The organism is Persicitalea sp., from assembly GCF_041751555.1.
Taxonomy (GTDB): Bacteria; Bacteroidota; Bacteroidia; order Cytophagales; family Spirosomataceae; genus Persicitalea.
On the sequence record NZ_JBGSXF010000133.1, the window covers coordinates 1 to 1,958 of the forward strand.

The following is a 1,958-nucleotide window of genomic DNA, read 5'->3' on the forward strand; positions in this document are numbered from 1 at the left end:
ATTTCGTGCGAAATAATCAAATCGCCAAAAAGAAAAGAAAGTCCCGCCGCCAGAAAGATGAAACCCGCCAGCAGCGAGTAGTGCGTCGCGGCGGCATTACGCTTTTCGGTAAGTTGTGCAGTTTCCTGCTCGGTTTCATGAACGCGATCCTGTATTTCACGACTGCGCTTGGAAGTTTCATGGACACCGAGCAGATGCGTCTGCAAATGATCAAAGGCACCTTTCCGTCTGTCCAGCGTTACCTGCCGCATCACTTCCAGCATCCCCAGCTCTTTCTTCTTCTCGTCCAGCCGCTCCGCCACCCACTCGTGACTCACCTGACTCGACAGATACGCCTCGTACGCCTCCCGGCTGAGATTTTCCATCCCGCTGGAATAACCGTGCTGATAATCCGAATCGTTTTCTTTCATGAAATAGATATTTTTGGGGTCAAACGGTTAAGGGTGAAAAGGTTAAAGGAAGGCGTAAAATTTCGTAACTGTATGGTTAGGTAGAAAACCTTTAACCGTTTGATCGTTTAACCCTTAAACCAATCACCAACGATTTTCGCAAACCAGAAGCTACGCCCCCCTTATCTCCCTCAACTGCCGTTCCGACAGTCGGCCTTTCATTTTGCGGGCGAGCATAAATTCGCTTTCGAAGAGCTTGATAAGCATATCGCGGCGGGCATGCAGGCGGTCGCGGTCGCTTTCGGACGCGCTCTGCTCGCGGAGTACTTGCCATTTCCTGATCCGCAACTCGTCGATTTCTTTATCGAGTTGGATGACTTCGGCTTCCCAGTCCTTACGGTAATCGATTGCTGTCCTACGGCCACGCTTGGTCGTCAGCCACACACGCAAGTCGTTGCGCAATACCGTCGTGTTGCTGAGAAATAGTTTTCCGGCGAATAGAAAGAGGAAAAACACGAAGACAAACAGCGCAGTCGCCTGCCACCAGCTTTGGGTCTGCCAGGCCTGCGCGAATACGAAAAGGGCGGCCGCAAAAGGCATTCCCACTTCTTCCAGCAGCCGTCGCCACGATACGTTGCTCTCGGTATCGTGAAAAAGTGAAATCCGCCCGAACAAATTGAACATACCCGCCAGGAATACGCCCAAAGCCACGAACGAACTACTGGCGAAAGACGGGCGCAGGGTTTCTTCAATAAGATAATAATTGCCCACGCACATGGCGATGGATAGGGCCAATCCAACCAGTGTGCGCGGTAGCTGATGTTCGCCCTCTGCTTGGGTTGCTTCTAGTCCCCGTAGTTTGGTCTGGAGCTCCTGAATGCGGTTCTCTTTTTGGCCGATAAAAAGATTTAGCTCCTGAACTCGCTCGTTCTGCTGCTCGATCGCGCGCCCGTGGTAGGCAACAAGATGCTGGAAGTAGTTGTAAATGATGTCGGTTTTCTCGGTTGGATCTGATTCCGAAAGGCCAAAAAGTACGCCTTCATCGCGCAACATGTCTTCATCTTCCAGCCAATAAGGGATAGTTAGATCGGTACTTCCCGGAGTTTTGATTGTGGAGTTTTCGACAGCGGGTATTGTCATTTGTGGTCGCTCCTCTAACTTGATTCCTGCTTCTAAATCTGCTGTCTCAGAGTTTGATTCATACTCCCCGGGAGCAAATGAATTCTCATCCGTTTCCTCCACAGCGGGCTGCGGTGTTTCATTACGGGCTCGCGCGGACGGCAGTCTTTCGGCCAGCGAATCGCGGTACTGCGAAGCTTCGACCTCGGCGGGAATTCGGGAAGCGGACTCTTCATGATAACCCAACCTATCATCCCCTTTGGGATTTTTTACAAATTCCGAGAAACGTTCCCAAGGAGAAGGCATGAATCAATGGACAATGGACGGTGAAAAATCGACAATGCAAAGAAACGACTAAGTATCTACCAAAACAGCCGCACACTTGACAATATTGCGGCAATCGGTGAAATTTCCGGGATTAAGCTAATATTTCAGGCAACAGCAAACATC

General features: G+C 50.5%; 1 protein-coding gene and 1 pseudogene. Both read right to left on the reverse strand.

Features of this window, described 5'->3' with window-relative positions; translation table 11 throughout:
* A pseudogene (locus ACEW8P_RS04440) lies at positions 1-410 on the reverse strand (hypothetical protein); the annotation flags it as partial.
* A gap of 150 nt (positions 411-560) precedes the next feature.
* On the reverse strand, positions 561-1,814 hold the full coding sequence (locus ACEW8P_RS04445; RefSeq protein WP_373511903.1) for a hypothetical protein: 1,254 nt from the start codon (positions 1,812-1,814) through the stop codon (positions 561-563).
* Positions 1,815-1,958: the final 144 nt, after the last annotated feature.